Source organism: Patulibacter sp. NPDC049589 (assembly GCF_040675535.1).
GTDB lineage: Bacteria > Actinomycetota > Thermoleophilia > Solirubrobacterales > Solirubrobacteraceae > Patulibacter.
This window is the reverse complement of sequence record NZ_JBFAPC010000052.1, coordinates 1-26,767: the sequence shown is the minus strand read 5'-3', so window position 1 is coordinate 26,767 and position 26,767 is coordinate 1. Positions and strand designations below refer to the sequence as shown.

Annotated in this window: 26 protein-coding genes; 16 read left to right on the top strand and 10 right to left on the bottom strand. The window is 73.8% G+C overall.

The window, feature by feature from the left end:
- Positions 1–347: 347 nt before the first annotated feature.
- The 3 genes from AB0L40_RS12020 to AB0L40_RS12010 are packed head-to-tail and all read right to left on the bottom strand — an operon-like array spanning position 348 to position 2,409.
- Positions 348–1,220, bottom strand: coding sequence for an aldose 1-epimerase (locus AB0L40_RS12020; RefSeq protein ID WP_364354093.1), 873 nt, complete (start codon positions 1,218–1,220; stop codon positions 348–350).
- A gap of 25 nt (positions 1,221–1,245) precedes the next feature.
- Positions 1,246–2,205 (bottom strand): NAD(P)-dependent oxidoreductase, encoded by a 960-nt coding sequence (locus AB0L40_RS12015; protein WP_364354090.1) that lies wholly within the window; start codon positions 2,203–2,205, stop codon positions 1,246–1,248.
- Between the two features lie 60 nt (positions 2,206–2,265).
- Entirely contained in the window at positions 2,266–2,409 is a 144-nt protein-coding gene (locus AB0L40_RS12010) for a hypothetical protein (protein WP_364354087.1), read from the bottom strand.
- Positions 2,410–2,665: 256 nt separating this feature from the next.
- Between AB0L40_RS12010 and kdpA the strand changes: the two genes are divergently transcribed.
- From kdpA to AB0L40_RS11970, 8 genes are all read left to right on the top strand, one after another.
- Positions 2,666–4,528, top strand: coding sequence for a potassium-transporting ATPase subunit KdpA (kdpA, locus tag AB0L40_RS12005; RefSeq protein WP_364354084.1), 1,863 nt, complete (start codon positions 2,666–2,668; stop codon positions 4,526–4,528).
- Between the two features lie 105 nt (positions 4,529–4,633).
- Positions 4,634–5,389 (top strand): potassium-transporting ATPase subunit C, encoded by a 756-nt coding sequence (locus tag AB0L40_RS12000; protein ID WP_364354081.1) that lies wholly within the window; start codon positions 4,634–4,636, stop codon positions 5,387–5,389.
- Positions 5,386–7,491, top strand: a complete 2,106-nt coding sequence (kdpB, locus tag AB0L40_RS11995) for a potassium-transporting ATPase subunit KdpB (protein ID WP_364354078.1) — start codon at positions 5,386–5,388, stop codon at positions 7,489–7,491. Before AB0L40_RS12000 ends, kdpB begins: the two co-directional genes overlap by 4 nt.
- A 3-nt stretch (positions 7,492–7,494) precedes the next feature.
- The gene (locus AB0L40_RS11990; RefSeq protein WP_364354075.1) at positions 7,495–8,889 is read left to right on the top strand and encodes a histidine kinase; all 1,395 of its coding nucleotides are present in this window, start codon (positions 7,495–7,497) and stop codon (positions 8,887–8,889) included.
- Positions 8,890–8,928: 39 nt separating this feature from the next.
- A complete protein-coding gene (locus AB0L40_RS11985) occupies positions 8,929–9,636 on the top strand; it encodes a universal stress protein (RefSeq protein WP_364354072.1) in 708 nt (235 codons plus the stop codon).
- Positions 9,620–10,156, top strand: coding sequence for a GNAT family protein (locus AB0L40_RS11980; protein ID WP_364354069.1), 537 nt, complete (start codon positions 9,620–9,622; stop codon positions 10,154–10,156). Before AB0L40_RS11985 ends, AB0L40_RS11980 begins: the two co-directional genes overlap by 17 nt.
- Before the next feature lie 126 nt (positions 10,157–10,282).
- The gene (locus AB0L40_RS11975) at positions 10,283–11,245 is read left to right on the top strand and encodes an ABC transporter ATP-binding protein (protein WP_364354066.1); all 963 of its coding nucleotides are present in this window, start codon (positions 10,283–10,285) and stop codon (positions 11,243–11,245) included.
- Between the two features lie 74 nt (positions 11,246–11,319).
- On the top strand, positions 11,320–12,030 hold the full coding sequence (locus AB0L40_RS11970) for an ABC transporter permease (RefSeq protein WP_364354117.1): 711 nt from the start codon (positions 11,320–11,322) through the stop codon (positions 12,028–12,030).
- Between the two features lie 83 nt (positions 12,031–12,113).
- On the opposite strand, the gene AB0L40_RS11965 is transcribed toward AB0L40_RS11970, so the two are convergent.
- Positions 12,114–12,665, bottom strand: coding sequence for a hypothetical protein (locus tag AB0L40_RS11965; RefSeq protein ID WP_364354063.1), 552 nt, complete (start codon positions 12,663–12,665; stop codon positions 12,114–12,116).
- Between the two features lie 299 nt (positions 12,666–12,964).
- Here AB0L40_RS11965 and AB0L40_RS11960 point away from each other — a divergent pair, with 299 nt between their 5' ends.
- The 5 genes from AB0L40_RS11960 to AB0L40_RS11940 all read left to right on the top strand — a co-directional run bounded on the left by AB0L40_RS11960 (position 12,965) and on the right by AB0L40_RS11940 (position 18,746).
- Positions 12,965–14,194 (top strand): hypothetical protein, encoded by a 1,230-nt coding sequence (locus AB0L40_RS11960; protein WP_364354060.1) that lies wholly within the window; start codon positions 12,965–12,967, stop codon positions 14,192–14,194.
- Between the two features lie 241 nt (positions 14,195–14,435).
- Positions 14,436–15,014: a CHAD domain-containing protein gene (locus AB0L40_RS11955; RefSeq protein WP_364354057.1), complete on the top strand. Its 579-nt coding sequence runs from the start codon at positions 14,436–14,438 to the stop codon at positions 15,012–15,014.
- Positions 15,011–15,652, top strand: a complete 642-nt coding sequence (locus tag AB0L40_RS11950) for a CHAD domain-containing protein (protein ID WP_364354054.1) — start codon at positions 15,011–15,013, stop codon at positions 15,650–15,652. Before AB0L40_RS11955 ends, AB0L40_RS11950 begins: the two co-directional genes overlap by 4 nt.
- A 14-nt stretch (positions 15,653–15,666) precedes the next feature.
- Positions 15,667–17,859 (top strand): polyphosphate kinase 1, encoded by a 2,193-nt coding sequence (ppk1, locus tag AB0L40_RS11945; RefSeq protein ID WP_364354051.1) that lies wholly within the window; start codon positions 15,667–15,669, stop codon positions 17,857–17,859.
- Positions 17,860–18,080: 221 nt separating this feature from the next.
- Entirely contained in the window at positions 18,081–18,746 is a 666-nt protein-coding gene (locus AB0L40_RS11940; RefSeq protein ID WP_364354048.1) for a TetR family transcriptional regulator, read from the top strand.
- Positions 18,747–19,001: 255 nt separating this feature from the next.
- Here AB0L40_RS11940 and AB0L40_RS11935 read toward each other — a convergent pair whose 3' ends face one another.
- Both AB0L40_RS11935 and AB0L40_RS11930 read right to left on the bottom strand, forming a co-directional pair.
- Complete coding sequence (locus AB0L40_RS11935; RefSeq protein ID WP_364354045.1) at positions 19,002–20,984, bottom strand: SDR family oxidoreductase; 1,983 nt, start codon at positions 20,982–20,984, stop codon at positions 19,002–19,004.
- Between the two features lie 207 nt (positions 20,985–21,191).
- Entirely contained in the window at positions 21,192–21,464 is a 273-nt protein-coding gene (locus tag AB0L40_RS11930; RefSeq protein WP_364354042.1) for a hypothetical protein, read from the bottom strand.
- A gap of 27 nt (positions 21,465–21,491) precedes the next feature.
- Between AB0L40_RS11930 and AB0L40_RS11925 the strand changes: the two genes are divergently transcribed.
- The gene (locus AB0L40_RS11925) at positions 21,492–22,223 is read left to right on the top strand and encodes an enoyl-CoA hydratase/isomerase family protein (RefSeq protein WP_364354039.1); all 732 of its coding nucleotides are present in this window, start codon (positions 21,492–21,494) and stop codon (positions 22,221–22,223) included.
- Positions 22,224–22,263: 40 nt separating this feature from the next.
- Here AB0L40_RS11925 and AB0L40_RS11920 read toward each other — a convergent pair whose 3' ends face one another.
- The 4 genes from AB0L40_RS11920 to AB0L40_RS11905 all read right to left on the bottom strand — a co-directional run bounded on the left by AB0L40_RS11920 (position 22,264) and on the right by AB0L40_RS11905 (position 25,516).
- A complete protein-coding gene (locus tag AB0L40_RS11920) occupies positions 22,264–23,073 on the bottom strand; it encodes a GNAT family N-acetyltransferase (RefSeq protein WP_364354114.1) in 810 nt (269 codons plus the stop codon).
- 156 nt (positions 23,074–23,229) lie between these two features.
- A complete protein-coding gene (locus AB0L40_RS11915) occupies positions 23,230–23,874 on the bottom strand; it encodes a rhomboid family intramembrane serine protease (protein WP_364354036.1) in 645 nt (214 codons plus the stop codon).
- A gap of 150 nt (positions 23,875–24,024) precedes the next feature.
- Positions 24,025–25,143: a carboxylate-amine ligase gene (locus AB0L40_RS11910; RefSeq protein WP_364354033.1), complete on the bottom strand. Its 1,119-nt coding sequence runs from the start codon at positions 25,141–25,143 to the stop codon at positions 24,025–24,027.
- A 10-nt stretch (positions 25,144–25,153) separates the two neighbouring features.
- Positions 25,154–25,516, bottom strand: coding sequence for a hypothetical protein (locus tag AB0L40_RS11905; RefSeq protein WP_364354030.1), 363 nt, complete (start codon positions 25,514–25,516; stop codon positions 25,154–25,156).
- Positions 25,517–25,709: 193 nt separating this feature from the next.
- On the opposite strand from AB0L40_RS11905, the gene AB0L40_RS11900 reads away from it, so the two are divergent.
- Positions 25,710–25,853 (top strand): hypothetical protein, encoded by a 144-nt coding sequence (locus AB0L40_RS11900; protein WP_364354027.1) that lies wholly within the window; start codon positions 25,710–25,712, stop codon positions 25,851–25,853.
- A 14-nt stretch (positions 25,854–25,867) separates the two neighbouring features.
- Positions 25,868–26,767, top strand: a 900-nt coding sequence (locus AB0L40_RS11895) for a hypothetical protein (protein ID WP_364354024.1), incomplete at its 3' end; no start/stop codon positions are given.

Here is a 26,767-nt window from a genome sequence, read left to right as displayed (position 1 = left end):
AAGGAGCCGGTCACGCCGACGCCCGCGCCGGCCCCGGCTCCCGCCCCGGCGCCGGTCCCGGTGCCCGTGCCCGCCGCCGCCGTCGCGATCGAGGTCCCGACCGGCGCGCCCGTGTGGTGCACCGGGTCCTGGAACGCGGTGCTGGCCCTCGTGCCCGACGCGGGCCAAGCCCGTCGCCATCAAGGTGTTCACGCTGGCCCCGTAGGCGCCCCAGGCGCGGTACGCCGCGGGTCCGGTCGCGCCACCGCGAACATCGGCGCGACCAAGGGCCGACGACGCTGCCGCGCGGGCCGCGGCGCTGCGGCCCTGGCCGCGACGCCCCGGCCCCGACGCTCCGGCGGCCCGCGTCAGTCCCGCGCCACCTCGACCACGAACGTCGACGAGGTCGTCGCGCCCGGCGCCACGAACTCGAGCCCGTCGCCGGTGACCAGCGCGTTGGTCGGCGCGGTCATCGGCTCCCAGGCGACGAACGACTCGCCCGCGGGCGCCCACGCGTGCCCGACCGGGTACTCGGGGGAGCCGAACCGGACGGTCAGCCGCCGGCCGCCGCCCCGCAGGACGAGCGCCCCGTCGAGCACCGGGTACTCGGCGTCCAGCGTCCGGTCGCCCAGCGGGCCGTCGGTCCAGTGCGGGACGTGCACGCGGCCGGTCGGGATCCCGCGGTCGTCGAGCGAGCTCTCGCGCACGACCGGCAGCGTCAGCTCGAGGTCCTCGCGGGCGACGCCCGGCAGCGTGAACAGGGGGTGCCAGCCGAAGCTCCGCGGGACGGCGACGTCGCCCGTGGCCGTCAGCGACGTCGTGACCTCCATCGCGTCCGGCGAGAGCCGCACCGAGACGCGCAGGCTGTGCGGGAACGGGAAGACCGCGAGGACGGGCTCGTCGGCGTCGAAGGAGGCCACGAGCCAGTCGGACGCGGCGTGCTCGACCAGCCACTCGCGCCCGGCCATCGCGCCGTCTTTCGGCAGGGCGTTGCCGTCGAGCTTGACGCGGGCGGGGTCGAGCGTGACGCGGCCGTGCGCGCTCGGGTACGAGAGCGCGGACAGCCGGTTGGCCCAGGGCGACAGCAGCGGGATCCCGAACGCCGAGCCGCGCTCGCGGTAGGCCTGGAGTCCGCCGCGCTGACCGAGCAGCTCCTCGCCGTCGTGCGTCAGCGACGCGCCGACCATGCCGACGTCGGGGCGCCAGACGGCGCTCAGGGGTCCGGCGCGCAGCTCGGTCATGCCGACAGGATGACGGGCTGGGAGCTCAGTCGCCGACGACGTTCTCCGGGCGCCCGCCCGCCGCGAAGATGCGCAGCTGCTCGCCGGCCACGGCCAGGGCGCGGCGGCGCCAGCCGTCGACGACGCCGCCGACGTGCGGCGTCAGCAGGAGGCCCGGTGCGGACCACAGCGGATGGTCGTCGGGGAGCGGCTCGGGGTCGGTGACGTCCAGGGCCGCTCGCAGGCGTCCGGCGGACAGCTCGGCGACGAGCGCGTCGGTGTCGACGAGCGCCCCGCGTCCGGCGTTGACGAGGATCGCGCCGTCCCGCATGCGGCCGAGGAACGCGGCGTCGACGAGGTGCTCGGTCGCGTCGGTCAGCGGCAGGACGAGGACGACCGCATCGACGTCGCCGAGGACGCCCGGCACGTCGTCGGGTCCGAGGACGCCGTCGCGGGCGCGGCTGGCGCCGAGCAGCACCTCGACCCCGAACGGGACGAGCCGGTCGCGGACGTTGAGCCCGATGTCGCCGGCGCCGAGGACGAGCACCCGGGTCTCCAGCAGCGTCCCGCTGCCGCGCTGATCCCACTCCCGCGCGTCCTGCTTGCGGACGAAGGCGGGCAGGTCCCGCACCACCGCCAGGAGCGCCGCGACGACCCACTCGCCGGTCGATCCCCCGTGGGCCCCGCGGTTGTTGCTGAGCAACACCCCGTCCGGCAGCCGCCCGTCCCACGACTCGTACCCGGCACTCAGGGTCTGGGCGAGCCGCAGCCGCGACAGCCGGCCCAGCAGCGCGAAGACCGCGTCGGCGTGGCCCGGATCGTTGGAGAGCAGGATCGCCTCGGCGGCCCGGCCGTCCTCGGGGACGTCGCCCGACGCCGGGTCGTAGATCGCCGTGCGCAACCCCGGGACGCCCGCCAGGGAGCGGGCCGCCTCGTCGTCGGGGACGAGGACGAGGGTTGCGTCGTCGGGGCCCTGGCCGGTGGTCGGGTCTCCGGGTGTCGCCATGCACCGAGGGTCGCACGGCCGCCGTTCCGACGCGCGTGTGCCGGGGCGCACGGCCCCTCTTCACAGCATCTTGATGCCGTCGCCGGAGACCCCACACGGGGTTGACGCGCCGGGGCGCACCGTGGAGACATGGATCTCCTCGCCGTCGGCATCGCGGCCGTCTTCTTCGTCGCGATGCTGCTCCTCATCGAAGGGCTGGACCACGCATGAGCGGGTCAGCCGTCCTCGGCCTCGTCGCCGCCCTGATCGTCGGCGCGTACCTCCTGTACGCGCTGCTGCGGGGGGAGGAGCTCTAGATGGCCGCTTCCGCGATCTCGCGGCGTGGTGCACGTCCCGGACGGCACCTGACGCCCCCCGGCGCCTCAGTCATGCCCCCGGCATGTCTCTCGGCGCCGTGCGACCTCAGGACACCGCCCGGAACGCACCCCACATCCACGATCTCGACGAAAGCGGCCATCTGATGGCCTGGGTGCAGCTCGCGCTGCTGCTCGCCGTCGTCGTCGCGATCACCCCGCTGCTCGGCGGCTACATGGCGAAGGTCTTCGCCGGCGAGCGGGTGCTCCTCAGCCCCGTCGCCGGGCCGCTGGAGCGCACGCTCCTCCGGCTCATCCGCGTCCGGAGGGAGGTGAAGACGGTCGGGCCCCACCCCGTGCGTCGCGGGGACGACGGCGATCCCGATCCGTCCGGGCTCGGGGCACCCGTGTACGGCCCGGTCGGCCAGGACTGGAAGGCGTACGCCACGAGCGTCCTGCTCTTCTCGTTCGCGTCCTGGCTCCTGCTCTACCTGCTGCTCCGCCTGCAGGGCTCGCTCCCGGGCGACCGCGGGGTCGGCGCCGCCCCGTGGGACGTCACGTTCAACACCGCGAGCTCGTTCGTCACGAACACGAACTGGCAGTACTACGCGGGCGAGACGACGCTGTCGAACGTCGCCCAGATGGTCGGGCTGACGGTCCAGAACTTCGTCTCCGCGGCCGTCGGCATCGTCGTCCTGATCGCGGTCGTCCGCGGCATCGCGGCGCGCAACACCGACCCGGCCGACCGGCGCGCCGGCAGCCTCGGCAACTTCTGGGTCGACCTCGTGCGGGCGGTCGTCTACGTCCTCCTGCCGATCTCGATCCTCGGCGCGCTGGTGTTCGTCACGCAGGGCGCGCTGCAGACCCTCGGCGGACCCACCGACCTGCACACCGTGGCGGGCGGGACCCAGACGCTGTTCCGGGGGCCGGTCGCCTCGCAGGAGGTCATCAAGCTCCTGGGCACCAACGGCGGCGGCTTCTTCAACGTCAACTCGGCGATGCCGTTCGAGAACCCGACGGCGTTCTCCAACTTCTTCTCGATGGTCCTCGTGCTGGCGATTCCGGCCGCGCTGACGGCGACCTACGGCCGGATGGTCGGCAACCGCCGACAGGGCTGGGCGGTCTTCGGGGCGATGGCCCTGATGTTCGTCGTCCTCGCCGTCGTGATCACGCTCGCCGAGCAGCACGGCTCCCCGGCGCAGCACGCCGCGGGCCTGATCACGTCCTCGGCGGACGGCACGACCGGCGGCAACCTGCTCGGCAAGGAGCAGCGCTTCGGCATCGGCGGCTCCTCGCTCTTCAACGCCGTCACCACGGTCACGTCGACCGGCGCGGTGAACAGCTCGATGGAGTCCCTGACCGGGCTCGGCGGCCTGGTCCCGATGATCGGCATGGGCTCGTCCGAGGTGATCTTCGGCGGGGTCGGATCGGGCCTCTACGGGATGCTGCTGTTCATCGTGCTGGCCGTCTTCGTCGGCGGGCTGATGGTCGGCCGGACGCCGGAGCTGCACGGCAAGAAGATCGAGGCGCGCGAGATCAAGCTCGCGATGCTCGGGGCGCTGTACATGCCGCTGGCGGTGCTGACGGCGACCGCCCTGGCCGTCGGCACCGACCACGGGAAGGTCTCGAACTCCAACGGCGGCCCGCAGGGCTTCTCCGAGTCCTTCTACGCCTCCCTCTCGCAGGGCAACAACAACGGCTCCGCGTTCGCGGGCTACACCGGCTTCGTCCAGCCCGACGGCAACAACCACGGGGCCTTCGGCATCACGTTCGCGGACCTCATAGGCGGCCTCTCGATGCTGTTCGTGCGGTGCTTCCCGATCCTGATCGTCCTCGCGATCGCCGGGTCGCTCGTGCGGAAGAGGGCCGGGGCGGGTGGTGCCTTCATCAGTGCCGGGACGCTGCGCACCGACAGCCCGACCTTCGTCGTCCTGCTGATCGGCGTGATCGTGCTCGTCGGCGCCCTGACGTTCTTCCCGGCCTTCCTGCTCGGCCCTGTCGTGCAGTCCCTGACCGGCGACCTCTACTGATGCCCGGCCCGTCCACCCCCGCGGCCGGCCCGTCCACCCCCGCGGCCGGCCCGTCGGCCGCCGCGCCGACCCCGCCGTCCGACTCCCCGAAGAAGGCCTGAGCGCATGCGCAAGGACGCCATCACCTCCCTCCTCGCCGTCGTGGTCCTCACGGTCCTCCTCGGCCTGGCCTACCCGCTGCTCGTCACCGGCCTGAGCCAGGCGACGATGCCCGGCCGCGCGAACGGCTCGGTCGTCGAGCGCGACGGGAAGGCCGTCGGATCGACCCTGATCGGTCAGGACTTCCGCCGCCAGGCCACGAACCCGGACGGCAGTCCGAAGAAGGACGCCGACGGCGAGCCGGTCCTCGTCGCCGACCCCCGCTACTTCCAGTCGCGGCCGTCGGTCACGGGCTACTCCGCGAACGCCACGTACTTCTCCAACCGCGGCCCCAACGGCCAGGACACGAAGGAGGCGATCGACGGCTACGTCGCCGCCTACCTCGCGCTCGAGCGCCCGTACGACCCCGGCCTGACGGTCGGCCGCATCCCGGTCGACGCGGTCACCGACTCGGCGTCGGGCGTCGACCCGCAGATCTCCCAGGCCAACGCCCGGATCCAGGCGCGCCGGGTCGCGAAGGTCCGCGGCCTGCCGCTGGACCGCGTCCTCGCCGCGGTCGACGACCACACCAGCGGCCGCGGGCTGGGCGTCCTCGGCGAGCCCGGCGTGAACGTCCTGCAGCTCAACCTCGCGCTCGACGGGATGCGCGGCACGACGGCGAGCGCCGGCCCGGCCGACGCCACCGGGGCGACCCGGACCGGGTCGTTCGGCCCGACCGCCTCCGGGCCCACCACCACCACGACCACCGAAGGCACCCGATGACCGAGCGTCAGGACCGCTCCCTGCTCGACCCGAGCATCCTCCGACCCGCGCTGGTCCAGAGCCTCGTCAAGCTCGACCCGCGGGTGCAGATCAAGAACCCCGTGATGTTCGTCGTCGAGCTCGGCGCGGTCGTGACGACGGCGATCTGGATCGGCCAGGCGACCGGCATCTCGTCCTCTGATGCGGTCCCGCCCGACCCCGGCGCCCAGCCGGCGTGGTTCGCCTTCGTGGTGGCGGCGTGGCTGTGGCTCACGGTGGTCTTCGCGAACGTCGCCGAGGCGCTGGCCGAGGGCCGCGGCAAGGCCCAGGCCGACGCGCTGCGCGCGATGCGGACCGAGACGAGCGCCCGGATGAAGGACGGTTCCGAGAAGGCCGCCGGGGACCTGCGGCCCGGAGACGTCGTGGTCGTCGACGCGGGTGACGTCATCCCCGGCGACGGCACCGTCGTCGAGGGCATCGCGTCGGTCGACGAGTCCGCGATCACCGGCGAGTCCGCGCCGGTGATCCGCGAGGCGGGCGGCGACCGCAGCGCCGTCACCGGCGGCACCCGCGTCCTCTCCGACCGCATCCTGGTCGAGATCACGCAGGAGCCCGGCGGCTCGTTCCTGGACCGGATGATCTCCCTCGTCGAGGGCGCGGCGCGCCGCAAGACCCCGAACGAGGTCGCGCTCGGGATCCTGCTCGCCGGCCTGTCGATCGTCTTCCTGATCGTCGTCGTCACCCTGCGGCCGTTCGTGACCTTCGCCGGCTCGACGGTCTCCGCGACGACGCTCATCGCGCTGCTGGTCGCGCTGATCCCCACGACGATCGGCGCGCTGCTCTCCGCGATCGGCATCGCCGGCATGGACCGCCTGGTCCGCCGCAACGTGCTCGCGCTCTCCGGTCGCGCGGTCGAGGCGTCCGGCGACGTCGACGTCCTGCTGCTGGACAAGACGGGCACGATCACGCTCGGCAACCGCCAGGCGACCGAGTTCCTGCCGATGCCCGGCGTCGGCGTGCAGGAGCTGGCCGCCGCCGCGCGGCTCTCGTCGCTGTCGGACGAGACGCCGGAGGGCCGCTCGATCGTCGTGCTCGCCGAGGAGCAGCACGGGCTGGCCGACGCGCCCTATCCGGACGGCAGCATGGAGTTCGTGCCGTTCACGGCGCAGACCCGCATGAGCGGCGTCGATGTCGAGGCGCTCGACGGGACGATCCGCTCGCTGCGCAAGGGCGCCGGCGACTCGCTGGTGCGGTGGGTGGAGGACACGAATCCCGCCCACCCCGTCCCCGCCGACCTGAAGACGACCCTCGACCACGTCGCCAACGAGGGCGGCACGCCGCTGGGCGTCGCCGAGGACGGCCGCGTCCTGGGCGTGATCTACCTGAAGGACATCGTCAAGCCGGGCATGAAGGAGCGCTTCGACCGCCTGCGCGCCATGGGCATCCGCACGATCATGGTCACCGGCGACAACCGCCTGACCGCCGCGAAGATCGGCGCCGAGGCCGGCGTCGACGACGTCCTCGCCGAGGCCACGCCGGAGCGCAAGCTCGCGCTGATCAAGGAGCAGCAGGAGGGCGGCCGGCTCGTCGCGATGACCGGCGACGGCACCAACGACGCCCCGGCCCTGGCGCAGGCCGACGTCGGGGTGGCGATGAACACGGGCACCCAGGCCGCTCGCGAGGCCGGGAACATGGTCGACCTGGACTCCAACCCGACGAAGCTCATCGAGATCGTCGAGGTCGGCAAGCAGCTCCTGATCACCCGCGGCGCGCTGACGACGTTCTCGATCGCCAACGACATCGCCAAGTACTTCGCGATCCTCCCGGCGATCTTCGCGGGCGTGTGGCTCGCGAAGCCGGGGGACTCCGAGGGGCCGCTGGCGAAGCTCAACATCATGGATCTCGGGACCCCGGAGTCGGCGATCATCTCGGCGATCGTCTTCAACGCGGTGGTGATCCCGCTGCTGGTGCCGATCGCCCTGCGCGGCGTGCAGTACCGGCCGGTCGGGGCCGACGCGCTGCTGCGCCGGAACATGCTCGTCTACGGGCTGGGCGGCATCGTCGCGCCGTTCGTCGGCATCAAGCTCATCGACCTCGTCGTCCACGGGCTGCTGGGGGCGTAGGGGATGGGACCCCCGGGCGACGGCGGCGTGGTGCGGGGCGACGAGGGGTCCCGCACGCCCGGGGCGGCCCCGGACGCCCGCACGCCCGGGGGCGAGCGCGGCGCGGCCCACGACCGCGGCCGCCACACCGTCCTCCTCGGCATGGCCCCGGGCGTCGGCAAGACGTACCGGGCGCTCCAGGACCTTCGCCGCGCGCGGGACGCGGGCCGGGACGCGGTCGTCGCGGTCGTCGAGACCCACGGCCGCGCCGAGACGGCCCTGCAGACCGAGGGCCTCGAGGTCCTGCCGCGGCGGACGCTCGAGCACCGCGGGATCGTCCAGCACGAGCTCGACCTGCCGGGGCTGCTCGCGCGGGCGGGGCGTGGGGGAGCGGCCCCGATCCGGACGACCCCCGGGACCTCCTCCCCGGAGGCGCGCCCGCCGGCCCCCGCCGGTGTGGCGCCCCCGGCCGACGCGGGCCGCCTCCTGGTCCTGGTCGACGAGCTCGCCCACACCAACGCCCCGGGGACGGAGCACGCGAAGCGCTGGCAGGACGTCGACGTCGCGCTGGCCGCCGGGATCGACGTGATCTCGACCGTCAACGTCCAGCACCTCGAGTCGCTCAACGACCAGGTGATGGAGCTCACCGGCGTCCGCGTGCGCGAGACCGTGCCGGACCGGGTGCTCGTCGACGCCGAGGACGTCGTGGTCATCGACCTGCCGCCGGAGGCGCTCCTGCAGCGGCTGCGCGACGGCCAGATCTACCCCGTCGAGCGGGTCCCTGCCGCGCTGAACAACTTCTTCCGGATCGAGCGCCTGACGGCCCTGCGCGAGACCGCGCTCCTGCAGGTCGCCGAGGAGGTCGGCGCGCGCCGCCTGTCCGCGCGGCCCGCGCGCGTCCGGGACGACGGCGCCGGCCCCGTCGGGACCCGCACCGAGCACCTCGACCAGCCGCGCCTGGGGGACGACGTCGTCGACGCCGTCCGGGAGCGCGTCCTCGTCCTCGTCTCCGCCAACGGCAGCGGGCAGCGCGTGCTGCGGCGGGCGTGGCGCTCGGCACGCCGGCTGCGCGCCCACGTCGACGTCCTCCACGTGCAGCGCCCGGGCCGCCGGCCGTCCGCCGCCGCGGAGGAGCGCCTCGCCGGCCTGGGCAGTCTCTGCGGCCTGCTCGGCGTCGAGCTCCTCGTGGTCGAGGACGACGACATCGACGTCGCCGCCGCCCGGGTCGTGCGCGAGCGCGGGTCGACCTACGTCTTCGTCGGCGTCCCGCGGCCCCCGACCGGCCTGCGCCGCGCCGCCGCCTGGCTGCCGCCGGCGCTCTCCGGCGCCCGCGACCCGCTGCCCGTCCGCCTGTGGCGCCGGCTGCCGGGCGTCGACGTCCGCATCGTCTCCGACCGCCGCGACCGCCCCGAGCGCTGAAGCCCCGTGGACCCCTTCGACCGATCCGAGCGCTGACCCATGGACCCCCTCCACCTGACGTCCCTCGCCTTCTCGTTCCTCGCGCTGCCGCCGCTCGCGGAGGCCGCCGCCGTCGTCGCCACCCTCGGCCTCGGCGGCGCCGCCGGAGCCGGGGTGGTCGCGTGGCTGACGAGCCGCCGCCGCGCGCGGGACGCGGCCCCGCCTGGCCGGATCCTGCTCGCCCTGACCGGCGACGGCCTGCCGTGCGCCGCGATCGACGCCGCCGGGCGGCTGGCGCGCGCCGACCACGCCGTCGTCGTCCCCGCCGTCCTCCTGCCGACCCCCTACGGCCTCGCGCTCGACCGGCCGACGCCCGACGCCGGCTCGGCCGCCCTCGACCTGCTCGAGGCCGTCGAGCGGCGCCTGACGCGGGCCGGCGTCGCGGTCGACGGGCGCGTCGTGCAGGGTCGGACGCGGCGCCACGCGATCCGGCGCCTCGTCGCCCAGGAGCGCCACGACCGGCTGGTCGTCCCGGCCGGTGGCGACGACGAGGGCGGCCTCTCGGCCGACGACGTCGGCTGGCTGCTCGCGCACGTCGACGGCGAGGTGCTGGTGCTGCGGGCGGGGCCGCACCACCGGGTCCCGGGGCCGGAGGCCCCGGTAGGCTCGCCGCCCGATGCCCTTCGAGCTGCGCGGCCCGACCCTCTCCCTGCGGATCCCGACCGAGGACGACGCGGAGGAGCTGCTCCGGTTGGCCTCCGATCCTGAGGTCACGCGCTGGTTCTCGTGGGGCCCGTACACCGACGTCGCGCAGCCCCGCCGGTTCCTCGCCGGCCTGCCGGAGGAGCGGCTCCTGGGCTTCAAGCTCGACCTGCTCGCCGTCCACCACGAGCTGGGCCCGGCCGGCATCACGGGCCTCTACGAGTTCTCGGTCCGCGACCGGCGCTGCGTCTGCGGCACCTGGTTCGGCCGCGACTTCTGGGGGACCGGCGCCAACCGCGAGTCCAAGGCCCTGCTGCAGCACCTCGCGTTCGAGCTGCTCGGCATGCACCGCTTCGGCTCCTACTCCAATCCCGTCAACGAGCGCTCGACCCGTGCGCTGCAGGGCGTCGGCCTGCGGCAGGAGGGCGTGCTGCGCGGCTACCACCGCCACGGAGACGACTACCTCGACGTCAACGTCTTCGGGCTCCTGCGCGAGGAGTGGGAGCGCTCCCCGCTGCGGGCCGAGTTCGCGGGCGCCATCACCGTCGTCGGCAGCCCGCCGCCGACGTTCGTCGCCGATCGGTGACGCGTCGCACAGGGTGCTCGATGAGGGGACCCTCACGCCCGGGCACGCCTCGTCGGGTGTCCTGTTTCGGGCATCATGGTCGGGTTGCGCCTGACCCACGCCCGAGCCCCCGAAGCTGACGTCGCCGTGGATCCGACCCCGGTGAGCGCGGCGTCGCGCCCCGTCCCCGTCGGCCCCGCGCTGGTCATCGACGGTCTCGTGAAGCGCTACGGCGACCGCACCGCGGTCGACGGCGTCTCGCTGCGCGTCGAGCGCGCGCGGGTCCTCGCGCTGCTGGGCCCCAACGGCGCCGGCAAGACGACGACGATCGAGACCTGCATCGGCTTCCGCCGCGCGGACCGCGGGACCGTCCGCGTGCTCGGCCTGGACCCGCGGGCCGACAACGACGAGCTGCGCCCCCGGATCGGCGTGATGCTCCAGAACGGCGGCGTCTACCAGGCCGCCCGCTGCGGCGAGATGCTGCGGCTCGTCGCGTCCTACGCCGCCGACCCGATGGACCCGGACGCACTGCTCGAGCGCCTCGGCCTCACGTCGGTGCAGAACACCCCCTACCGGCGGCTGTCCGGTGGCCAGCAGCAGCGCCTGTCGCTGGCGATGGCCCTGGTCGGCCGGCCCGAGATGGTCTTCCTCGACGAGCCGACCACCGGGCTGGACCCGCAGGCCCGCCACGAGACCTGGCGGATCGTCGAGGCCCTGCGCCGCGACGGCGTCTCCATCGTGCTGACCACGCACGACATGGAGGAGGCCGAGCGACTCGCCGACGACGTCGTGATCGTCGACCACGGCAAGGTCATCGCCACCGGTACGTGCGACGAGCTGATCCGCGGCCAGGCCGAGCGCGAGGTCCGCTTCCAGGCCGTGCCCGGCCTCGACGTCGCCGCGCTCGCGAACGACCTGCCCGAGGACTGCCTCGTCCACGAGCCCGCCCCGGGCACGTACCTCGTCGTCGGGCCGGTCACGCCGCAGCTCGTCGCGGGCGTCGCCACGTGGTGCGCCAAGCACGGCGTGCTCCTCGGCGGCCTGCAGGTCAAGCAGCGCACGCTCGAGGACGTCTTCCTCGAGCTGACCGGCCGGGAGCTCCGCGCGTGAGCGCCGTGACCCCCGCGTCCGCCGACGACGTCGGCGAGTTCACGCCGCGGCCGGGCCGAGCGAGCCTCGGCAGCATGGTCCGCGCGCAGGTGTGGATGGAGCTGAAGCTCATGCTCCGCAACGGCGAGCAGGTGCTGCTCTCGCTGATCGTGCCGCTCGGGCTGCTGGTCGTCTGCACGAAGCTCTCCTTCATCGACGTCGACGGCCGCCGGGCCGACTTCTTCGTCCCCGGGATCCTGGCGCTGGCGATCATGTCGGCCGCCTTCGCCGGCCAGGCGATCGCGACCGGCTTCGACCGCCAGTACGGCGTCCTCAAGCGGCTCGGCGCGACCGCGCTGCCGCGCGCGGTGCTGCTCCTGGGCAAGACGGGCGCGGTCCTCGTCGTCGAGCTGCTGCAGATCGCGCTGCTCGTCTCCGTCGGCCTCGCCCTGGGCTGGCACCCGCACGGCGACCCGATCTCGGTCCTGCTGCTCATGGCCTTCGGGACCGCCGCCTTCTGCGGGCTGGCGTTCCTCATCGCCGGCGCCCTGCGGGCGATGACGACGCTGGCGCTGGCCAACATCCTCTGGTTCGTCCTGCTCGTCTTCGGCGGGATCATGTTCCCGCTGTCGGAGCTCGGCGGCGCGCAGGGCGCCTTCGAGCTGCTGCCCAGCGGCGCGCTCTCCTCGGGCCTGCGCGAGGTCCTGCAGGACGGCCACCACGTGCCGTTCGAGCACCTCACGGTCCTCGGGCTCTGGGCGGTCGTCTCGATGACGGCCGCCGCCGCGACCTTCCGCTGGGAGTAGTCCGGGTCGCCGCCCTGCGGCGCGGCAGACCGGCGCGAGACCGTGGTCGCCGGTCGCGGGCCGCCGCCTCGGCGCTCTCGCGCCTATTCGAGCTCCTTCAGCGGAAGGCCCCGAGCGGACAACGACGAGAGCACGGCGGGATCGTTGAGCTGGGGGAGCGTGTCCTCCCATCCCCAACCCTCGAAGTGGCAGACGGCGACCGCGAGGTCCGGGGTCCGACGCACCCCGAGCGCGTCGAGCCGACCCGCGAGCCCCCGCAGCCCCTCGATCAGCGCTGGGACGTGGTCCTCGCCCTCCGTCGCCTCCAGCACCGTCACCTCACCGAACTCGTCCCGGCCGAAGCGCTCCGCGAGGCCCTCGCTGGCGGCCACGAACTCCGGGGCCACCCAGATCCGCTCCGCTCGCCCGTCCTCCCGGGCGATGTTCGGCCACTCCAGCGGAGACCACGCGTCGAACGGGTCGGGCGCCGGATCGTCGAGACCGAGGCCATGGACCGTCACGTACGTCGGTGGGCCGTCCCAGAACCACCGCACGACGACGCGATCGAGTGCCCCGGCCACGGGGTGTTCCTGGAACTCGCGGGCGATGATCTCGCCGGCGGCATCGGCGTATCGCCGCAGGTCGTCCGGGAGCACCCGACGAACGTACCTCGGCAGACGTGGCGCTTGCGCTCTCGACGTTCTCGCGTTCGATGGCGTCCGCCATCTCCCCCGAACGCAACTCGCCGGGTTCCGAGGGGTTCCAGACCATGTCGTCCCGTCCCGTGTCAGCACCGGCAGGCTCCATGCGCTCATCCCAACGTGTCTCATCAGGTTCTACGGGCCTCGGGCTGGCGGCCGCGGCGCTGACCTTCGGGCCCTTCGCCGTCGGCGTCCCGCCGGCGGGAGCGGCGGCGAGACCTTGCGCGGCCGCCTCGGACGCGGGAGCAGTCACGATGACCTGGGGCACGCGCAGCGTCGAGGACGGGGACGAGGTCGACGTCGACCTTCGGCCTGGTCCCGCCACGCGGCTCGTCGCGACGTACGACCTGGCCGTCCAGACGACGGGCCGGCGCCCGTACGTCTGTGCCGGCCGCACGCCGACCGTCGCGCTCCCCGTTCTGCGGCACGGCCACGAGGTCGAGGCGGCCACGGTCAACGGTGCCTACGTCGCGTGGCGCACCGCCCGACGTGGCCGCGACGGCACGGTCAACGTCGCACGCGTCGCGAAGGGCAGAGCGACGGCCGTGCGACGCGTTCGTGCCGCCGACACCTCGGCCACCTCGGCGTCCGACGGCCGGATACTCGTCGACGCGGACGGCACCGCGACGTGGGTCCTCCCCACCAACGGCAAGAGGGGCGACGTCGATCGAGCGTTCGTGTGGCCGCGACGAGGGCGGGCGAGGTCGGTCGCGATTCCGCGAGACCGCGCGTCGACCGGCTCCACGACCGTCGCGTTCCTCGACGACCAGCACCTCGTCTTCGGCGACAGCGCGATCCCGAAGCGCTTCCGGCCCGCCCGCCCCGGCACGTGCCCCGCCCTGTTCTCCGGGACGTGGCGGCCGCTCGGCCGGTTGCAGATCGCCCGCGGAGTCGGTGGCGGGTGGGACGGGATGGGCGAAGGGACCTATTGGGAGCGCGTCCTGGTGTGCGACCCGCAGACCGGGGAGGACGTTCGCGTCGTCGTCGACCCGTTCGGCAGCAGCGGCGCGCCCGGTGGCCCGTACTCCTCCGGGACGACCACCACGAGGCTCATGCAGATGGGGCCGTGGCTGGCGATCGAACGGCTGCGCGAGTCCAACTACAGCGGCCCCAACGCCTACGTGGTCGAGCTGACCGACCTTCGCACCGGCAAGTCGCGCACCCTCCCCGGAGCGCTCCAGACCCCAGGGCACCCCCTCCCGGTGATCCCGGCGAGCGACGTCACCAACCGCGTCCCCTGGGCTCCGATCGTCCCCGGCCTGACGGCCCGGGCGGGGGCGATCGCCTGGCTCGAAGGGTCACCGGAGGGGCCTCGGGTCGCGCTCTCCGACGACCGCGGAGACCGCACCGTGGGACGCGCGACGTCACCGGAGCTGACGTTCCACGCCGACTCGCTGTCGTGGACCGACGCCGCCGGCCCGCAAACGACGCCCGTCGCTCCCGCGGTCGGTTGGACCCCGGCGGTGCGGGCTGCACCCCGATAGCGCCGAGCCCGGTGGGGCGGTGAGAATCTGGACGGGCCCCGGCGACGATGCCGTCACGAGCCTGAACCCGACGATCGAGGCCGGATGCCCCCTGGACGAGGGCACCCGCAGACACGTTGGACGCGGACTCCGCGAAGCACGCGCGGATGCGCGCCGGGCGGCGATCGACCCCAGGGCCGAACCGTCGACCAGGTTCACCGGACGGTCGCATCCCCGTCCGGACGGCGGGTACGCTCCGTCTGTGGTCAAGGCCCTGCCGATCCCCGGCCTGCGGGCCGACACGCCCTACGGACTGGCCGCGGCCGAGACGATCCGTGTCCGCGCCGACGAGCTCGTCGCCCAGGCCACCGGCGTGCTCGACACGGACCGCATCGAGCGCGTCCACGGCATGCGCGTCGCCACCCGCCGGCTGCGCGCGGTGCTCGAGATCTACGCGCCGTGCTTCCCGCCCGCGGAGCTGAAGCGCACGCTGCGCGAGGTCAAGGCGCTGGCCGACGCGCTCGGCGCCCGCCGGGACCCGGACGTCCAGCTCGAGGGCCTGGACCGCTTCGCGGCGACGCTGCCCGAGGCCGACCGCCCCGGCATCCACGGCTTCATGTCCGTCGTCCGGGCCGACCAGGAGGCCGGCAACGCGACGCTCGCCGCGGCCCTGGAGCGCCTGGACCCGCAGACGCTCCGCGACCGGATCGAGACGCTCGTCCGCGCCGCGGAGGACGCCGTGCCCCCGGAGCTGCAGCCGGCGGCGGACGACGACGGCGACCCGGGGCCGGATGACGACGGCGACGCGCGGCCGGCCGACGACGCGGGGGAGGCCGCATGAAGGCCGGCCGCGTCAAGAGCCTCGACGCCACCGCCCCGCTGGCCGACAACGCCGAGCGGATCGTCCGCCTGCGGCTCGACGAGCTCTGCGGCTTCATCCCCGACGCGCTCGACGTCGCCGAGGTCGAGGCGCTGCACGACATGCGGATCGCCGCCAAGCGGCTGCGCTACGTCCTCGAGGTCACCGCCGCCTCGTGCTTCGGCCCCTACGCCCGCACCGCCGCCAAGCGGGCCCGCGACCTGCAGGGCCTGATCGGCGAGATCCACGACTGCGACGTCGCGCTGCCCCGCGTGGCGGAGGTCGCCCGGGAGCGACGCGCCGCCGACGCCGCCGAGCTGCTGCGGCGCGCGGACCGCGGCGCCACGGACCTCGCCCCGGAGCTGGCCCCCGACCTGCCGCACGCCGCCGAGCACCGCGGCCTGACGACGCTGCAGACCTACCTGACCGCCCGCCGCTCGCTGCTCTACGGGCGCTTCCTCGGGCTCTGGCAGGAGCTCGAGCGCGAGGGCTTCCGCGCCCGCCTGGAGTACGCCCTGGCCGAGAGGCCCGGCGCACCGCCACCGGGGGCCGCGGTCGCGACCCCGCCGTTCACGTCGGGTTCACCGGACGTTGACGTCCCCGACCCGACCCGACCGTAACCTGCGAGGCCCGCATGCTCGACGACGCCCCCGCCTCCGACACCCCCGACGTCGTCGCCGACGGCCCGGACCACGACCGGGCGCCCGCGCCCGTCGATCCGGCCGCCCCGGAGTTCTTCGTCAACCGCGAGCTCTCGTGGGTGGACTTCGACCGCCGCGTCCTCGAGCTCGCCCAGGACCCGGGCACGCGGCTGCTCGAGCGCGCCAAGTTCGCCGCGATCTTCGCGTCGAACCTCGACGAGTTCTTCATGATCCGCGTCGCCGGGCTGCACGCCAAGGTGTGGGCGGAGAACCGCCGCCGCGGCCCCGACGGCCGCACCGCCGACCAGGTCCTCGACGAGCTGCGCGCCAAGCTCGAGCCGCTGGTGCAGGAGCACGCGGCGACGGTCGAGCACGACATCCTGCCCGCGCTGCGCGAGCACGGGATCCGCCTCGCCCGCCACGACGAGCTCGACCCCGAGCAGCAGGCGGTCCTCAAGGAGCGCTTCCAGAACCGCATCTACCCGGTGCTGACGCCGCTGGCCGTCGGGCTCGGGCGGCCGTTCCCGTACATCTCGAACCTGTCGCTGAACCTCGGCGTCCTGGTCCGCGACCCCGACACCCGGCAGACCGTCTTCGCGCGCATCAAGCTGCCGACCGAGGTCGTCGACCGTCTCGAGGAGGTCGTCGTCGAGGGCGCCGCGCCGCCCGAGGCCGGGTCCCCGCACGAGCACGTCTTCGTCCCGCTGGAGGAGATCGTCGAGGCGCACCTCGACGCGCTCTTCCCGGGCATGGAGATCCTCGACCGCGGCATGTTCCGCGTCACCCGCGACGCCGACTTCGAGATCTCCGACGACGCTGACGACGTCAAGCGTGCGCTCGAGGCCGAGCTGCGCAACCGCCGCTTCGGCGAGATCGTCCGCGTCGAGATCGACGGCAGCGTCTCCGGCGCCCTGCGCACCGAGATCGTCGAGCAGCTCGGCGTCGAGGAGCGCCAGGTCTACGACCTCCCGGGGCTCCTGGACCTGACGGCGCTCTGGCAGGTCGTGAAGGTCTCCGGCCACAACGAGCTGCTGGACGACCCGTGGCGCGCGGTCACCCACCCGCGGCTGCGCGAGGGCGACGACCAGCAGGCCGACGTGTTCGCCGCGATGCGCCGCGGCGACGTGCTCGTCCACCACCCGTACGACAGCTTCCACACCTCGGTCGAGCGCTTCCTCGACCAGGCCGCGGCGGACCGCGACGTCCTCGCGATCAAGATGACCGTGTACCGCACCAACGCGGACTCGACGCTGCTGCCGGCGCTCGTCCGCGCGTCGGAGAAGGGCAAGCAGACGGTCGCGCTCGTCGAGCTGAAGGCGCGCTTCGACGAGCAGGCCAACATCAAGTGGGCCCAGGTCCTCGAGGACACCGGCGTCCACGTCGTCTACGGTCACCCGGCGCTGAAGACGCACGCGAAGGTCATCCTCGTCGTCCGCCGCGAGGGCGAGAAGGTCCGCCACTACCTGCACATCGGCACGGGCAACTACCACGCCAAGACCGCGAACCTCTACACGGACTTCGGGCTCTTCACCCGGGACCAGGAGCTCGGCCAGGACGTCGCGGACCTCTTCAACCAGCTGACCGGGTTCGCCAAGCCGGGGCGCTTCCGCAAGGCGCTCGTCGCGCCGAACGGGCTGCGCGACGGCCTGATCGAGCAGATCGAGCGCACCGTCGAGGCCCACCGGGCCGGGCAGGAGACGCGGATCCGCCTGAAGATGAACTCGCTCGTGGACCGCGCCTCGATCCACGCGCTCTACCGTGCCTCGCAGGCCGGCGTCCCGATCGACATCAACGTGCGCGGCATCTGCTGCCTGCGGGTCGGCGTCCCGGGCCTGTCGGAGACTATCCGGGTGCGCTCGGTGCTCGGGCGCTTCCTCGAGCACTCCCGGATCTACGCGTTCCGGCGCGGCGAGGACCGCACGGTCCTCATGGGCTCGGCCGACATCATGGAGCGCAACCTCGACAACCGTGTCGAGCTCGTCGTCCCGGTGTCCGACGTCGCGGCCCGCGAGGAGCTCGAGGACGCGCTGGACCGGGCGTTCACCGACGAGGACGGCTCCTGGGAGCTGCGGCCGGACGACGGCTGGGAGCGCGTCCGGCCGCGCGACCCGGCCAACCCCCGCGGACTGCAGCGCGGGCTCATGGAGCTGCACGCGGCACGCGCCCGCGAGGCCGATCAAGAGTGATATTTCGCACACGTCGTCGTGTCTGAGGCGGGGGCGTCTGGCCCCGTCCATGGTCGATCATGAACAGGGTCGAACATGAGTGCGCCCAATCGTGGAGGGCTACTCGTTAGTACGTGTCGGCGACGTTGTCGTTTTCGCGACAAGCTGTCGACATCGTACGAACGTCTGCTGACGCTCTGCGTACGGCGAAAGACGGCCTACGGATCGGTAGTCTCCATCTGGTGCACGACGATTCGGTTTCTCAGGCAACCACCTCTTCGCCGCGTGCGCCCCAGGCTGAGCGCCTGAGCCGCGCGCTGGTCGTCGACGCAGCGATCACGATCGCCCGTCGCGACGGACTCGACGCCCTCTCGATGCGGCGGCTCGCCGAAGAGCTCGGCGTCTCCACCATGGCGGCCTACCGGCACGTCGCCGGCAAGGACACCCTCGTCGACGACGTCCTCGAGGCCGCGCTCGGCGGGATGGACCACCACAGCGCCGAGGAGACGTGGCAGGAGCAGATCGCCGAGCTGGCCCAGCGCAGCTACGGCGTCTTCCTGAGCGTGCCCGGCCTGGCCGAGCACCTCCACGGCCGGGCGCTGAGCCGTCCGGGCATCGTGCAGTGGCTCGAGGCCCTGAGCCGCCCGCTCACTGACGCCGGCATCCCCGAGGACGAGCGCGTCGGTTTCGTCCCCGCCCTGATCTGGCAGCTCCGCGGCGCGGCCCGCCTCGACGCCGAATGGTCCGAGACGCTCCAGTCGCTCGAGCAGATCTCAGCCGGCGGCTCCGACGACGCTCCGACCATGCGCGGCGGCCGCGATGCGATCGGCGACCGCGAGGCGCTGGACCTCTTCCGCGCCTCGATCCAGCTCCTCACCGACGGCCTCGCCTCGCGGGTCCGCATCTAGGCGATCGCCTGAGAGCGGGCGCTGACGCATCGCATCTCGGACCGGGCGGCACTCGGCAGTACTGGCGTACAGCTCTCGCACCGCCGGCCCCGACCTGCTCGGTCTTCACCCGCTCTCAGACGACCACCGTCGTGTCGACCGTCGTGACACCGAAGGGCCGCCCGAGGGCGGCCCTTCGTCGTTCCCAGGGGTGACCGGCGGACCCCGAGGCGTCGCGCGCCACCCGGCGGGCGCGCAGCGCCGTCGGCGGCGCTCCTACCAGTGCATCCCGCGGGTCAGCGCGGCGAGCACGCGCATCTCGACCCCGGCGCGCTCGTCGGGGTTCTCCGAGCCCCGCGCGGCGGCGGAGTCGGGGAATACGCGGTAGCCCATGTTCAGGATCACGTCGGAGACGCGCGGCGCGACGGCGTAGAGGACCTCGCCGGCGGTGCCCAGCAGCGTGTTGATCTGCTTCGGCTTGTCGACCATCGCCTTGGACACGAGGTCGGCGGCCTCGACCGGGGTGATCGTCGGGACCCGGTCGTAGAGCTTCGTCGGCGCGATCATCGGCGTGCGTACGAGCGGCATGTGGATCGTCGTGAACGTCACCTTCGCGCCGAGCATCTCGGCGGCGACGATCCGCGTCCACGCGTCGAGCGCGGTCTTCGACGCCACGTAGGCGGAGAAGCGCGGCGGCCACGTCTGCGCGCCGATCGAGCTGATGTTCACGACGTGCCCGCCGCCGTGCTCGACCATGTGGGGGACGACGCCCATGATCAGGCGGATGCAGCCGAAGTAGTTCAGTTGCATCGTCCGCTCGAAGTCGTGGAAGCGGTTGAGGCTGAGCTTCAGCGACCGGCGGATCGAGCGGCCCGCGTTGTTGATGACGATGTCGACGCGGTGCTCGCGGGTGACCGTCCTGGCGAGCTCGTCGATCGCCTCCAGGTCGTTGAGGTCGCACGGGTAGACGTACGCCGTGCCGCCGTGCGCCTCGATCTGACGCTTCAGCGCCTCGAGCTTCGACCGCGTCCGGGCGACGAGCAGCGGCGTCCCGCCCGCGAGCGCGACCTTCAGCGCCGTCGCCTCGCCGATGCCCGACGATGCGCCGGTGATCAGCACGGTGCGACCGACCATCGCCTCGCGCAGCTTCGTGTCGTTGTGCAGCGCCGGGTCGAGGTTGCGCTCCCAGAAGTCCCAGAGGACGGCCGCGTAGTCCTTGAACCGCGGCAGCGTGACGCCGGAGCCGACGAGGGCCTGCTCGGCGCGGCGCGCGTCGAACACCGGCACGAAGCTCAGATGCGGCAGGACCTCGTCCGGGATGCCGGTGGGGGACAGGAGGATCCGGCGCAGCGGCGCCAGGGCCGGAGCGCGCAGGGCGGCGCCGAGGAGGCCCTTGTGGACGTCGACCGGCGGCATGCCGGGCGGGCGCAGCGACAGGCGCGGGGCGCGGGCGGCCTTGGCGACGAGATTGATGACCTCGACCAACGGCTGCGGGCGCGAGTTCGTCAGATGGAACGCCTGCTGGTCGAGCCCGGGCTCGTGCGCGATGTGGTCCATCGCGTTCACCACGTAGTCGACCGGCACGAAGTTCGTGGCGCCCATGTCGGGGGCCATCAGCGGGATGAAGCCCGGGAGCTTCCGCATCGCCTTGATCAGGCCGAACGTGTAGTACGGCCCGTCGATCTTGTCCATCTCGCCGGTCTCGGAGTGCCCGACGACGATCGCGGGGCGGTAGACCCGCCACGGGACGAGGGTCTCGCCGCGGGCGATCCGCTCGGACTCGAACTTCGTCCGGTGGTACGGCGCCGGCAGCGGCTGTCCCTCGTCGAACATGTCCTCGCGGAACACGCCCTCGAAGTCGCCGGCCACCGCGACCGAGGAGACGTGGTGGAAGCAGCCCGTCTCCAGGACGTTGGCGAGCTCGACCGCGTGGCGGGTGCCCTCGACGTTCAGCGCGTCGTTGCGCTCCGCCGACGCGGTCATGTCGTAGATCGCCGCGAGGTGGAAGACGTGGTCGATCTGCCCGCGGTGCTCGTCGATCCAGGTCGGGTCGACGCCCATCGCCGGGCTCTCCAGGTCGCCGACGACGACCTTGACGCGCTCGGCGGCGCCCTCGGGCCAGCCGGCGATCAGGCGATCGACCTTCGGCTGGGACGCGTCGCGGACGACGAGGTGCACGTCGCCCTCCCGCTTCTCCAGCAGGGTGGCCACCAGATGGCGGCCGATGAACCCCGTTGCTCCCGTGACCAGATAGGCCATGCGTGCGTCCCTTCTGCGCGGCGGCCCGCGCGCGATCGATCGGCGCGAGCGTACCCCACGGGGAACGGGTCCGTGGGACGTTGACGTGACCGTCAACCAGGACGCGGGCCCGATTTCCGTCCGTCGGTAGGACCGGCGGGCGGCGGCGTCGGGCGGCCGGTGCGGGGGGCGCCGGCGCGGGCCGGCGTCACGACCCCGCGGGGGCGGCTACCAGCCGAGCCGCTTGTCGCTCGTCGCCTTGCGATTGCGGACGGCGGCGAGGCGGGCGTACTTGCGCTTGTCGAGGCGCGACTGGATCAGCGTGGCGAGCAGCGCGAACGCCGGGATGCCGATGAGGATGGCGAAGCCGAACAACGTGACCATCAGGTCGTTGTTCTCTCCGACGAGGCCCTGGCCGCTGTCGATCTTCGCCGAGGCTGGAACGACAATGGCCGAGAGCGCTGCGAGCGTGGTCGCTGCGAGGACGATGAGGCGGCGCATGGGTCCTGATCGTATAGAACCCCGCCGATGACCGGACTGCTGCGAGCACGCGCCGCCGACGGGGTCGAGGTGCTGCGCCTCGACCGCCCCGACCGCCGCAACGCCCTGGACACCGCGTCGCTCGACGAGCTGACCGCCGCCCTGGACGAGCTCGCCGCCGACGCGGACCTGCGCACGGTCGTCCTGTCGACCACCTCGACCCGCGCGCTCTGCGCCGGCGCCGACGTGGCCGAGGAGCTCGACCGCGCCGGCGGGATCGCGCGGATGGAGCGCTTCGCGGGCGTCTACCAGCGCCTGACCGACCTGCCGGTGCCGACGATCGCGGTCTGCGTGGGCAACGTCGTGGGCGGCGGCGCCGAGATGGCCGCCGCGTGCGACCTGCGCGTCGCGGGCGAGAACCTCAAGCTCGCCTGGGCGGGGGCGAAGCTCGGCGTCCCGGTCGGCCCGGCCCGCCTGGTCCCGCTCGTCGGCCTGGCGCGGGCGAAGGACCTGATCTACAGCGGCCGGGTCGTCGGAGCGGAGGAGGCCGGGCGGATCGGCCTCGCCGAGCGCGTCGTCCCGACCGAGGAGGCCGAGGCCGCCGCGATCGCCCTGGCGGTCGAGCTCGCCTCCCGCCCGGGCGAGGGCCTGCGCCGCCTGAAGGGCATGTTCCGCGACTACGAGGACCTCTCCGGCCGCACGGCGCGCGAGAACGTCGCACTGCTGGACTGGCAGCGCTACGGCGCCGGGCTCCCGCAGGGCGGGATGCGGGGGCGGTAGGCCCGGCCGGGCCGCCCGGCCGTGGTCCGCGGGGTCCGGCTCAGACCGCCGCGTCGCGGTAAGCCTGGACGGTCGTGCCGATCTGCCGGAAGCCGAGCCGGGCGTACCAGCCCGCCGCGTAGGAGTTGGGGTCCGCCAGGAGGGTGATGCGGCCGACGTCGCGCTCGAGGGCCAGGCCGCCCACGGCGCGGAGGATCGCGCTCCCGACGCCGGAGCGCTCGTGGGCGGGGTGCGTGAGGACGTCGTCGACCTCGACGTGGAGGCTCGCGCGGTGGACGACGGCGACGCCGACCGCCTCGCCGACGTCCGACCGGGCGACGAGGTGGGCCGCACCCTCGGCGGGCGCCACGGACCACTGGGTGGCGACCTGCTCGCGCTCGCGCTCGGAGCGCGACGTCTCCATCGCGCCGGCGGCCCGCCGGACGTCCTGCCCGGCGCCCGGGCCGTACGGCGCGACCGTCCAGCGGCGGCCGGGGCGCGGCCGGGTGCGCTCGACGAGGTCGGCCGGGTCGGCGGCCAGCACCGTCAGCTGGACGACGAGGTAGCCGGCGGCCTGGAGCACCGCGGTCAGGCGCCGCGCGTCCCCGGGGGAGCGCAGGTCGACGGCCCGGTGGGTGAGGCCCGCGGCGTCGTGGGCGGCCTCGACGGCCGTGATCGTCTCGGCGGGGTCCAGGCCTCCGGCGCCGGGGACGACCTGGGCGCGGTTGACGGCCCAGACGTTCGCCGCGGCCGGCGTGCTGAGCATCCACCCGAATGTCGTCCGGCGGGCCTCCGCGGCGCGGGCCCGGGTGACGCCGGCGGCGTGGCCCACGGTGAGCTCCGCCCACCACTTGTCGCTGCGCTCGGCCATGGGCTGCACGCCCCGGGACGGTAGTCGAGCGGCACCCGGGGGCGCCGCGGGGCGGCGTCCGCGCCACGGACGCCGCGCCGGCACCGGGTCCTCGCGCGGTTCGGGCGTCCGGGCCCCGGGGTCGTGTCCGGGTCGTGGGAGGAGCCCGCGCGGGGCCTACAGCGCGTCGACCGCGGAGCGGTGCGGCGCGCGGACGTCGCGTTCGGCGCTGCGGTCCTTCGTCAGCATCCGCGCGGCGAGGACGCCGGCGATGCCGCCGCAGAGGTGCGCCTGCCAGGACACGTTGTCGTGCGGGATCAGGCTGCCGAGCAGCATGCCGCCCCAGAGCACGGCGACGACACCGCCGAGCACGAGCTCGATCATCCGCCGGCTGAAGACGCCGCGCGCGATCAGGTACGTCGCGTAGCCCATCACGATCCCGCTGGCCCCGATCGTCACCGAGTGGTCCGGGGCGATCAGCCAGGTGCCCAGGCCGCCGACGACGCCGACGATCAGCGTCACCAGGCCGACCCGCGCGGCGCCGTTGAACGCGATCAGGGCGCCGAGCATGAGGAACGGGATGGTGTTGCCGAGGAGGTGCCCGAAGCCGGCGTGGAGGAACGGGCTGAAGACGACGCCGTCGAGGCCGCCGATCTCGCGCGCCTTGATGCCGTACTGGTCGAGCTTGTGGTCCGCGATCGTGTCGATGACCTCGGCCACCCACATGATCGCCACCATCGCGCCGACGAGCAGGAACCCGTCCGTCCGCGGGTCGCGAGCCTTGGTCCCGTTGGATCCGCCGGGCGACCCGATCGTGCTCATGGACGGAGGATGACCGATTCGGCTTGGCGCCGCATAATTCAGAGGGACCGTCGAGCCGCCAGAAAGGCGGTCACGCGCCACGTCCGGGCGCGCGGGTCATGGCTCCGGCCGTCGTGGACGAGGCACGCGGGCCGGTTCGGGAGGCCGCCGTCAGCCCTCGACGGTCAGCGCCGACATCTCGGCCATGACCTCGCGCAGGTCCTTGTTCGCGTCGTAGACCAGCACCTGGCGGTCGCCCCCGGTGCCGCGCTCGAGCAGGTCGGTGATGCCCTCCAGCTCGTTCTCGGAGCCGAGTTCCTGCGCGTGGGGACGCAGGCGGTCCAGCAGCCGGCGGGCGAGGTCCTTCGTGCGGACGCGGTCGCTGGAGGGCAGGTCGACGAGCTCGCCGTCGAGGCCGTGGATGGCGGCGAGGTACTTGTTCTCGTCCAGGATCTGCCACGGGACGTCGCCGAGCGGCGTGCCGTCGTCGTGGTGCGACGCGAGCTCGTGGACCATCGCCTGGATCAGGGCCGCCAGCGCGAGGGTGTGCTCGACACGGGTCTGGCCGTCGCAGACGCGGATCTCGACGGTGCCGAACGTCGGGTGCGGCCGGACGTCGTGCCAGACGTACGTCGGATCGCTCATGACGCCGGAGCGGATCATGAACTCGGTCTCGCGCTCGTAGCGGTCCCACGAGCCGTACGCGGTGGGGACGCCGACGCGGGGGAAGGCCCGGAAGATCGACGTGCGAGTGGACATCAGGCCGGTCCGGTCGCCGCGCCAGAACGGCGAGTTCGCCGACAGCGCCAGCAGGATCGGCAGGTGCACGCGCATGCCGTCGGCGACGTGGATCGCCTGGTCGGGGTCGTCGATCCCGACGTGGACGTGCAGGCCGAAGAGGAGCTCCTGCCGGGCGACGAAGCGCAGCTCGCGGACGAGGTCGCGGTAGCGGTCGCGCGCGGCGATCCGCTGGTCCTCCCAGCGCGCGTACGGGTGCGTCCCAGCGGACGCGATCGACAGGCCGTGCTCGGCGGCGCGGCCGGCCACGTGCTTGCGCAGCGAGCGCAGCTGCTCGCCCGCGTCGACCGTGTTGTGGCACGGCTCGGTCGCGATCTCGAGCACCGACTCCATGAGCTCGGCCTTGACCTCGCCGACGGGCGCCTCGCCGAGCAGCCGCTCGATCGCGTTGACCAGCGCGTGACCGTCGTCGGGGTCGACGATCATCAGCTCCTCCTCGACGCCGATCGAGAAGGGGGTGCGCCCGGGGGCGGCGCGGAAGCCGTGCTCCATGGCGCGGACCCTAGATGACGTCGCGGGGCGTGACGTCGCGGGGCGCGGACGTGGTGATCCGGTGGTCCGGGCAGGGGAGGACGTGGCGCGTCGGCGGCATCCCCGGAAGGGTGCCCGCGAGGACCGCGGTCCAAACCGCGGCGGGCTCTCGCCCCCCTGCGGGTGCCCCGAGCCTCGCCGCGCCCCGCAGCTCGATCCCGTCGGTCGCCAACGCGGCCTGCACGGCGGCGAGGATCACCGACGCCTCGCCCGTCGTCGCGCCGACGAAGCCCTCCTGGCCCGGGAATCGGCGGAGCGGCGGCGAACCGGCGACGACCCGCCGGTGGGGTCTCCTGGTTCGAGCCCGGCCCGGTGGCGTCGTCGACTTCTGCACCGTGGGGGTTCCGAACTCGACGCGCCGTCGGACGGCTGGCCCATGCCGGTGGCCTCGTCGACTTCTGCACCGTGGGGGTTCCGAACTCGACGCGCCGTCGGACGCTCCGGGCCCCGGAAGGGTTCGAACCCTCCGCGACGTGGCGCGGAAGCGGTTGCGGATCCCGGCCCGGCCCACTAGGTTCGACGACGTCATGTCCACCACCTGGCAGAGCACCACGCGCTTCGTCGATGCCCCTTGCGGCATCTCGAACACGTACGCCCTGGTCGGGGACATGCAGCCGCACGAGCACAAGCTCCGGCGCCGCCACTCCGCCTTCATCACGCACAACCGCTAGCGAGAGAGATCCACATGGCTCCCGCGACGGTCGCGGGGGTCACGGTCCGGAGGGGCTCGTCACAGGCGAGCCGGAGCCGGATCGCGTGGACTCGCGACACGATCATCAACGCGATCCAGGAATGGGTCGCCACATACGACGAGCCGCCCCGTGCGGCCGACTGGAACCCCTCGTCCGCGAAGTGGTCCGGCCAGACGTGGCGCATCGAGCGCTACCGGCAGGGCCGCGCCGACGGGACGGCCTGGCCCTCGCTGAACGCCGCCAAGCGGCCGTTCGACGGGTCGCTGTCCGTGGCCGTCCGCGCCGCGGGGTTCGAGCCGTCCAAGCCGGGACCGCGTCGCCGTCGTGACGTCGAGCCCGCACAGGCCGACCGGCTGCAGATGTCGCCGGACGTGCGGGTGCTGCTCGACGCCGCTCTGGCGGCCGCTCGTGACGCCGACCGCCGGGTCGACGTGCTCACCGACCGTCTCGGCCGTGCGCAGGAGCGCGCGGCCGGGCTGGCCGACGAGCGCGACGCCGCCCGGAGGCGCTCCGCCGGGGCCGACGCCCGGGCGCGGGCGTCGGTCGAGTCCGCGCTGACGCGCGCCGAGGTCGCGCTGCGCCGCTCCCGCGAGGGGGCGGACGCGGCGACGGCCGCGGCCGCCGACGCGCGGTCCCGGACGGACGAGTGCACGCTGCGGCTGGCCGAGGCCGACCGGGTCGCGACGGCGCTGCGCGTCGAGCGGGACGGGCTGCGCGAGCGGCTGGACCAGGCGATCGCCGAGGCGGAGGCCCTGTCCGACGCCGTGCGCGACGCCCGGTCCGCCGCCGCGCGGGTCCCGGCCGGCACGGGCGGCGACGTCCCGGCGATGACCACGGCGGACCGGCTCGCGCTGCGGGACGCCCGGGCCGACGCGGCCCGGGCGCGACGCGAC

Coding starts and splice junctions, on each gene's coding strand:
- AB0L40_RS12020 (WP_364354093.1), bottom strand. CDS start 1,220: ATGACCGAGCTGCGCGCCGGACCCCTGAGCGCCGTCTGGCGCCCCGAC.
- AB0L40_RS12015 (WP_364354090.1), bottom strand. CDS start 2,205: ATGGCGACACCCGGAGACCCGACCACCGGCCAGGGCCCCGACGACGCA.
- kdpA (WP_364354084.1), top strand. CDS start 2,666: ATGGCCTGGGTGCAGCTCGCGCTGCTGCTCGCCGTCGTCGTCGCGATC.
- AB0L40_RS12000 (WP_364354081.1), top strand. CDS start 4,634: ATGCGCAAGGACGCCATCACCTCCCTCCTCGCCGTCGTGGTCCTCACG.
- kdpB (WP_364354078.1), top strand. CDS start 5,386: ATGACCGAGCGTCAGGACCGCTCCCTGCTCGACCCGAGCATCCTCCGA.
- AB0L40_RS11990 (WP_364354075.1), top strand. CDS start 7,495: ATGGGACCCCCGGGCGACGGCGGCGTGGTGCGGGGCGACGAGGGGTCC.
- AB0L40_RS11985 (WP_364354072.1), top strand. CDS start 8,929: ATGGACCCCCTCCACCTGACGTCCCTCGCCTTCTCGTTCCTCGCGCTG.
- AB0L40_RS11970 (WP_364354117.1), top strand. CDS start 11,320: ATGGTCCGCGCGCAGGTGTGGATGGAGCTGAAGCTCATGCTCCGCAAC.
- AB0L40_RS11960 (WP_364354060.1), top strand. CDS start 12,965: ATGACCTGGGGCACGCGCAGCGTCGAGGACGGGGACGAGGTCGACGTC.
- AB0L40_RS11950 (WP_364354054.1), top strand. CDS start 15,011: ATGAAGGCCGGCCGCGTCAAGAGCCTCGACGCCACCGCCCCGCTGGCC.
- ppk1 (WP_364354051.1), top strand. CDS start 15,667: ATGCTCGACGACGCCCCCGCCTCCGACACCCCCGACGTCGTCGCCGAC.
- AB0L40_RS11935 (WP_364354045.1), bottom strand. CDS start 20,984: ATGGCCTATCTGGTCACGGGAGCAACGGGGTTCATCGGCCGCCATCTG.
- AB0L40_RS11930 (WP_364354042.1), bottom strand. CDS start 21,464: ATGCGCCGCCTCATCGTCCTCGCAGCGACCACGCTCGCAGCGCTCTCG.
- AB0L40_RS11925 (WP_364354039.1), top strand. CDS start 21,492: ATGACCGGACTGCTGCGAGCACGCGCCGCCGACGGGGTCGAGGTGCTG.
- AB0L40_RS11920 (WP_364354114.1), bottom strand. CDS start 23,073: ATGGCCGAGCGCAGCGACAAGTGGTGGGCGGAGCTCACCGTGGGCCAC.
- AB0L40_RS11915 (WP_364354036.1), bottom strand. CDS start 23,874: ATGAGCACGATCGGGTCGCCCGGCGGATCCAACGGGACCAAGGCTCGC.
- AB0L40_RS11910 (WP_364354033.1), bottom strand. CDS start 25,143: ATGGAGCACGGCTTCCGCGCCGCCCCCGGGCGCACCCCCTTCTCGATC.
- AB0L40_RS11900 (WP_364354027.1), top strand. CDS start 25,710: ATGTCCACCACCTGGCAGAGCACCACGCGCTTCGTCGATGCCCCTTGC.